General features: G+C 56.8%; 8 protein-coding genes. 5 read left to right on the plus strand and 3 right to left on the minus strand.

Annotation, left to right across the window (positions count from 1 at the left end):
- The 3 genes from ACETWG_12375 to ACETWG_12385 form a co-directional block, all read right to left on the minus strand.
- On the minus strand, positions 1-102 hold a 102-nt coding region (locus ACETWG_12375; GenBank protein ID MFB0517383.1), incomplete at its 3' end, for a segregation/condensation protein A.
- Positions 102-1,082 (minus strand): tryptophan--tRNA ligase, encoded by a 981-nt coding sequence (gene trpS / locus ACETWG_12380; protein MFB0517384.1) that lies wholly within the window; start codon positions 1,080-1,082, stop codon positions 102-104. The genes trpS and ACETWG_12375, both read right to left, overlap by 1 nt.
- Positions 1,079-1,612 carry an HNH endonuclease gene (locus tag ACETWG_12385; GenBank protein ID MFB0517385.1) on the minus strand — a complete coding sequence of 178 codons (534 nt, stop codon included), beginning with the start codon at positions 1,610-1,612 and terminating at the stop codon, positions 1,079-1,081. Before ACETWG_12385 ends, trpS begins: the two co-directional genes overlap by 4 nt.
- A 174-nt stretch (positions 1,613-1,786) precedes the next feature.
- Between ACETWG_12385 and ACETWG_12390 the strand changes: the two genes are divergently transcribed.
- The 5 genes from ACETWG_12390 to ACETWG_12410 all read left to right on the plus strand — a co-directional run bounded on the left by ACETWG_12390 (position 1,787) and on the right by ACETWG_12410 (position 6,131).
- A complete protein-coding gene (locus tag ACETWG_12390) occupies positions 1,787-2,746 on the plus strand; it encodes a 3'-5' exoribonuclease YhaM family protein (protein MFB0517386.1) in 960 nt (319 codons plus the stop codon).
- Positions 2,743-3,366, plus strand: coding sequence for a hypothetical protein (locus tag ACETWG_12395; GenBank protein ID MFB0517387.1), 624 nt, complete (start codon positions 2,743-2,745; stop codon positions 3,364-3,366). The genes ACETWG_12390 and ACETWG_12395 overlap by 4 nt, the downstream gene beginning before the upstream one ends.
- Positions 3,367-3,368: 2 nt before the next feature.
- Positions 3,369-5,156 (plus strand): hypothetical protein, encoded by a 1,788-nt coding sequence (locus tag ACETWG_12400; protein ID MFB0517388.1) that lies wholly within the window; start codon positions 3,369-3,371, stop codon positions 5,154-5,156.
- A 123-nt stretch (positions 5,157-5,279) separates the two neighbouring features.
- On the plus strand, positions 5,280-5,663 hold the full coding sequence (locus tag ACETWG_12405; GenBank protein MFB0517389.1) for a Fur family transcriptional regulator: 384 nt from the start codon (positions 5,280-5,282) through the stop codon (positions 5,661-5,663).
- 3 nt (positions 5,664-5,666) lie between these two features.
- The gene (locus ACETWG_12410; protein MFB0517390.1) at positions 5,667-6,131 is read left to right on the plus strand and encodes a redoxin domain-containing protein; all 465 of its coding nucleotides are present in this window, start codon (positions 5,667-5,669) and stop codon (positions 6,129-6,131) included.
- Positions 6,132-6,224: the final 93 nt, after the last annotated feature.

Here is a 6,224-nt window from a genome sequence, read left to right on the forward strand (position 1 = left end):
GGCGATGGGGATGTCGTAGATGTCGATTTTATCCCGCTGGATGAAGTACAGCAGCAGATCCAGGGGGCCCTCAAAATTTTCCAGATGAACGTGGTACGCCATTAACCCAGACCCATGGCCTGCCGCACCTCTGACATGGTGGCCTGGGCCTCCCTCTTAGCCCGCGCCTCCCCATCGCTAATGATCTGCTTCAACTCATCGAGGTGGGCATCGTAATAGTGGCGCCGTTCACGGAAAGGCGCCAGCTGATCAGCAATGGCTTGAGCGCACATCCGTTTGCAGTCTACACAGCCCAGCTTACCACTCTCGCAGCCGGCCCGGATCTCTGATACGTGTGCCTGATTGAAGCGCGTATGGTGGGTGAACACCAGGCAGATATCGGGCCGTCCCGGATCACCCCGGCGAATCTTCCGGGGATCGGTCACCGCTTTCTTGAGCTTGGCCTGGACAGTCTCCGGCTCATCGGACATCAAAACGGCGTTACCCAGTGACTTACTCATTTTCGCCTGGCCGTCCAAGCCCGGTAAACGGGCAAACCGGGTGAGCTTGACTCTCGGTTCCGGGAAAACCGCCCCGTAGGTCTTGTTGAACTTGCGGGCCAGCTCCCGGCTAATCTCCACATGGGGCGCCTGGTCCTCCCCCACCGGCACCAATTCACCCTTGTAAAGCAGGATATCGGCAGCTTGAAGGACCGGGTAGCCCAGATGGCCATACACAACATTCTCGACATTCAGATCCCGTATCTGCTCCTTAAGGGTGGGATTGCGCTCCAGGCGGTTAGCCGTAATGAGCATGCTCAGGATGAGAAACAGTTCGGAATGTTCTTTGATCTGGCTCTGGCGGAAAATGGGGCTGCGCTCGGGATCGATGCCCGCCGCCAGCCAGTCCTTCAGCATTTCCAAGGTATTTTCGGCGATGTGGGCGGTATCCAGCTGGGTGGTGAGGACGTGATAATCAGCGATGAGGTGGAAGTTCTGGTAAGTTTCCTGGAGGGACACCCAGTTTTCCAATGCCCCCACGTAGTGTCCCAGGTGGAGTTTCCCTGTGGGCCGCATGCCGCTGAGAACCCGCCTGCGCTTCACGCCGCCGGTTCCATAAACAGATAGGGACGCCAAGCAGCCTGGTGCTTGCGGACGAATTTCTGGAAATGGGTAATGCGGGAGGGCTTGTGCGGCGGCCGCAGGAGGGGCATGCCAGCTTCAGTGGGGGTGCGGTTCCCCTTGCGCACGTTACAGACGTGACAGGCCGCCACCAGGTTGTTCCACGTGTCCCTGCCACCGCGCTGTTTGGGAAGTACATGATCTAGAGTAAGGGGAACCGAGGTGCGACCGCAGTACTGGCAGCGATGATTATCCCGCTTAAGCACGTTCTTACGGGTCAGCACAATTTCCTTATCGCGAACCCGGATATAACGGCTGAGACGCACGATACTGGGCAGGGGCATCTGAATACTGGGGGAGTGAACGATCTCATCGTAATTCACCACCTCCTCCGCCTTGCCCAGCAGCATCAGGATCACGGCCCGCTTGGCATTGGTCACCATCACCGGCTCATAGGCCTGGTTCAACACCAGCACGTAGCGGTTCAGGATGCTGTGGTTGTTATCAGGCATTTAGCGTCCTCGTTACCCATTTCCAGTATTGGCTGCTCATTTTCTATGTCTGCAGACGATTCAGTCATATACAATAACATTAAACTTATCTTTCCTTCCGATGGTCTTCAAGGCTTTTCACGACGGGTAATGAAGCTTGTTTCTCTACGCCCCAAAAGGTAAAATCCCTTTAACATGAAACTGACTGCTATTGTTGATTTTAAGGATAACACCACCGTCCAGGGTTTTTATCTCTGCCTGGAAAAGCACCTGAAGACCACCAAAGCCGGCGACTATTATCTGGACCTGCTCCTCCAGGATGCTACCGGCCGCATCCCCGCCAAGATCTGGGAGCAGGTGGACCACTTCCGCGGCCAGTTTGAGTCTGGCGATCCCATCGCTGCCAAAGGCATCGTTGAGCGATATAGTGGCGTACTGCAGCTGAACTGCACCCACGTGGCGAAGGCCACCAGGGAAAGGTACGGCCGGTATGGATTCCACGAAGAGCTGCTGATTCCCACCATTCAGGAAGACCGCCGCGAGCTATGGAAAAGCCTCACCGGTCTCATCACCGGTATTAAAGACAAGCACCTTAAAGGACTCCTGCGGCAGATCTTCAAGACCTATAAGAACACCATTATGGTGCTGCCGGCCTCGATGACCTACCATCATCCCGAGCGGGGGGGCTTCCTCAAGCACCTGGTATCCACCGCGGAAATCGCCGTTATGCTGGCCGAACATTACCCTCGCATCGACGGGGATTTGCTCCTGGCCGGGGTGCTGCTGCACGATATCGGTAAGGTCAGAGGCCTATCCACCGGTCTGGCGGGGGGCTACACCGAAGAGGGCCAGCTCATCGGCCATGTCGTCCTCAGCCGGGACATCCTACTGGAGGCCGTCCAGGGTATAGCCGAGTTCCCGCCGGAGTTGGCCCTCAGATTGGAGCATATAATCCTGAGTCACCAGGGCTCGCCGGTTGAAGGCTCCCCGCGCCCACCCAAATTTCCCGAGGCCCTGCTGGTGTACCTCATCGATCGCATCGATGGCCGGCTGGACCTCATGTTCCGAGAGATCGACAGAGATCCCGGTGAGGAGCCCTTCACCGATTCGCGGAATCCATTTCGTACGTCGCTCTGGAAGCATTATCGGCGGTGAAAACCACCACCATGGCATTGATGGCCATGTTTATGGCTCTCATGGTGGGGTCGGGTTGGGCGCTGGCCATGGTGCCCAACGTGGAATTTATCACCGCCTTAGCGTTTACGGCCGGTGCCACCCTGGGCCCGGCTTTAGGAGCTTTGACCGGTGCTGGCGGAATGTTCATCTTCTCAGCCACCAACCCGCTGGGCTCCGGGCTGGCTTTTCCGGTGCTGTTGGCCGCCCAAGTGGGAAGTCAGGCCGTGGTGGGGCTCCTGGGAGGTATTTTTTCACGGGTAGCTATTGACAAGCTCACTCGCTGGCCCCACCGATTGACCATTGCCGCTGCCGGTCTGATCGGGACGCTAATCTATGACGGCCTCACCTCCATCAGCTTTCCCCTGTTCGCCGGTGCCCCGACCACCGAAATCATCGCCCTGCTCATCTCCGGCCTGGTTTTCACCGCTATTCATCAGGTGTCAAACACCTTGATCTTCTTTCTGCTGGTACCGCAGCTGATCAGGGTGAGCCGCAAGTCCCGGAAGCAGCCTTCGAATCAATTCCATATCGAGCCGATCCAACCGCAAACGACTGAGAATCTCTTCCCCAAGAGAACCCCTAAGAATTTGCCAGAGTAATAATGCGTAGCGGTTCGTTTTTTATCACCCTCCTCTTAGGTTCCACCCTCAGCGTCTTGCCAGCTCAACAAGTAGACACCACCGGGGTCCCTGATTCCCTGGACGTCGCCGAATTCTCGTGGGTCACCCGTCTGGTACCATTGGCACAGGATACACCCAGGGCCTATCATCTCCACCTGCCCTGGGACGAATGGGCCCACTCGGACCTGACCGCCACGGCCGGGAATCCGTTTGTACCGGCGGATCTCCTCGTCGGCGCCGCCTACCTGGATGGGAGCCTGGGCCAACCCGTTTTATCGGCTGTGATCCCTTCATCCGTTATAGATGAGAATGGTCATTACCCATCATTATCCGATAACGGACCGGAGCTGGGCCTGCACTCAGGATCCGATATACCAGTCTTTCTGATCGCCCCTATGCAGGACCGGTCCCGGCGCAACCAGACCTATTTCTTCTGGGACCAGGGTGATTACCGATATCAGGATGTGCAGGTAGGTGGGGCGGTACAACTGGACGAAAGCCGCAACATCCTGACCGCCGGGCAGGGCCGCAGCCATCCAGGCCGGTATACCCTGGCGGGACCCAATCGCAGCCGGTTTGATGGCAACGTCCTTCAGAACTACCTGCTGGATTACCGGCGACGGGTTTGGCCATCGCTGGATTTCAATTATACTCTCCTGCACCAGCGGGAGCAGGTAGGGTTGCCGATGCTTGAAGGGGGCAATCTCACGGCGGACCGGCGGCGCAACCGCACCTGGGCCCACGGCTTCCGGCTGGAAAAGGCTTTGGCCTCCTGGAACATCCAGCTCTTCGGAGCCTCCATGGTAAGTGACCTGCAAACCACTACCGACGGGGTGGAAGAAAATAACCTAGGCCGGCGCAGCCTGAGCCTATGGGCCGGAAGCGAGATTACCTATCGACTTACCTCCAACTGGAGACTGCGAGGCGCATGGCAGGGCAAGCAACGGCATATTACCGACCACACCCTCGGCTACAAACCTCTAGGCCAGAGTCACGGCCGGCTGGGCACGCGCTGGGATAGACCATCCTGGTCACTATACGGCGGGCTGGCAATCATTGACGGGCGGCTCACGCCGGAAGCGTGGCTGGCCCTCGGTTCGGCCCATTACAATCTCACGTTGAGGACCGAGGCCAGCAGCTTTCTCGATTATCCCCACCTCAGCCGGTGCATCACCCAGGACAGCACCTCCTGGCTGCCCGGCCCGGTCTACCTGCGGCGCAGTATCTTGACACTCCAAGCCAACGGCTCCCAAGGTCACCTTTCCACTCAACTGGGGCAGTTGTCTACCGGCGACGGTCGCACGGCCGCTACCGGGGGCCTATTGCTGGACTGGATCCCCTGGATAGATGTGCTCCAATTGCAGGGCAGCATCACGGCCGTCAGTTCCCCCGATACCCACCTCTTCCCCACCAGAATAAACGCCCTGGCAGGGTTGACTTTTACGCTACCCTTAAAACGAACCCGCGCCCGCCCTTTCGTAAGCGCCAACGCTGCCTTTATTTCCAATGAATTCGCCTGGTGGAACGACCCGCGCTATGCCGACACCACCCCTTTCCTGAATCCCGCCGCCGGCACCCTGACTACTGCCTTATGGACCAGCGCCGAAGCGGGTCTAAAAGTGAATAATTTTGAGCTGCGCTTCAGGATCTACAACGCCTTCGGTGCCACCATCCAAAATTCGCCCGTCTATTTGCCCCAACCGGAGCTACCAAATGATCCCCTCAAGCATTTCAGCCTATCCTGGCGTTTTCTGCCCCAGAAGAAATAAGTCTGCTGTGTGGTAAACGACGAGTTTAGTATCATAGCACTGACAAGCGTGGGAATAATGTGCTTTTTCTTGCCGGCCCCACTCTTCATCGTTAAGTTTAAATAGGAATCATTCCTGGTTATCATGCGGCGAAGTAAGCAGAGAGATACCATTCTGAAGGCGGTTCGAGGCACCGACAGGCACCCTACCGCCGAGTGGATTTTCGACCAGGTGCGGCGGGAAATACCCAATATCAGCCTGGGGACCGTCTACCGGAACCTCAATCAGCTGGCCGATGGAAACCTGCTCCGGCGAATTTTCGATAATGGCTTCGTCCGTTACGATGGCAATCCGGTTCGCCACGACCATTTCCGCTGTGTCCGCTGTCATCGTATATTCGATATCCACGTCCCCCTCGAAGGGATCGCTGAGGCTATCACTAAGGATGGCAAATTCAAAGTAACCGGCTACTCGCTGGAGGTCACCGGCGAATGCCCTGAATGCCAATTGGAAACTAACGAGAGGTAAGCCATGCCATTGAAAATTGGTGACAAGGCGCCTGATTTTTCAGGCAAGAGTATAGCTGATCAGATCATTTCCCTGGAAGACTATCGGGGGAAAAAGCATGTGTTTTTAGTTTTCTACCCTCTGGCCTTCTCGCCCGTCTGCTCAGTACAACTACCGACTTATAACCGCCACCTGGATGGCTTCAAGAGCAGGGATACGGGGGTCATCGCGGTGAGCGTGGACAGTGCCTGGAGCCAGAAAGCTTTCTGTGATTCTCTAGGCGGCATTGATTTTCCCGTCCTCAGCGATATGAAACTTGAGATTGCCGGAAGGTACGGTGTGGCCCTACCGGAAGGCTTCTCCACCCGCGCCGAGTTCCTTATTGACAAGCAGGGTATTATCCGCTGGCTAAATATTGAAAAGAATCCCGGGGATGACACCCCCACCATGGAAGATATCTTCAACGCCATTGACCATTCTCAGCCTTAAGGACCCATCAGGGGCGATTCACCCATCCCAGAGAAGAAGGAGTGGACGATGAGTCTGAAGGGGAGCAGAACCGAAGCTAACCTGAAAGCCGCC

The sequence above is a fragment of the Candidatus Neomarinimicrobiota bacterium genome, from assembly GCA_041862535.1.
Classification (GTDB): domain Bacteria; phylum Fidelibacterota; class Marinisomatia; order SCGC-AAA003-L08; family TS1B11.